Origin of the sequence: Streptomyces sp. BE20 (assembly GCF_036322525.1) — a bacterium.
In the GTDB taxonomy this organism is placed as follows: Bacteria; Actinomycetota; Actinomycetes; order Streptomycetales; family Streptomycetaceae; genus Kitasatospora.
This window is the reverse complement of sequence record NZ_JAQYWW010000143.1, coordinates 1-539: the sequence shown is the minus strand read 5'-3', so window position 1 is coordinate 539 and position 539 is coordinate 1. Positions and strand designations below refer to the sequence as shown.

The window sequence follows — 539 nt, the reverse complement described above, 5'->3', positions numbered from 1 at the left end:
GACCTGTCGGCCGTGGCGGCGGCTGCGGCGCGGCGTCCGGTGCTGGCGCATCGTGCGGTGGTGCTCGCGGGTGGGACCGACGAGCTGATGACCGGGCTGGACGCGGTGGCGTCCGGTGCGGGTGGTCTGACGGGCACCGCACGGGCGGGCGGGGTGGCGTTCCTGTTCACGGGTCAGGGTGCGCAGCGTGCGTCGATGGGCCGGGGGTTGTACGAGGCTTTCCCGGTCTTTGCGGACGCGTTCGACCAGGTGGCGTTGCACGTGGATGCCCATCTGGACCGGCCGTTGGCGGAGGTCCTCGCGGACGAGGAGCTGATCCACCGCACCGGGTACGCGCAGCCGGCCCTGTTCGCAGTGGAGGTGGCGTTGCATGCGCTGCTGTCGCACTGGGGTGTGCGTGCGGATGTCCTGGTGGGGCATTCGATCGGTGAGGTTGCTGCCGCGCATGTGGCCGGGGTGCTGTCTCTGCCGGACGCGGCCACGCTGGTCGCGGCGCGCGGCAGGTTGATGCAGGCTCTTCCGGCGGGTGGGGCGATGCT

At 72.0% G+C, this 539-nt stretch carries 1 protein-coding gene; it reads left to right on the top strand.

The window, feature by feature from the left end; all coding sequences use genetic code 11:
• Positions 1-539: acyltransferase domain-containing protein (locus PUR61_RS00730; protein WP_329874529.1), on the top strand; the 539-nt coding region annotated here is incomplete at both ends.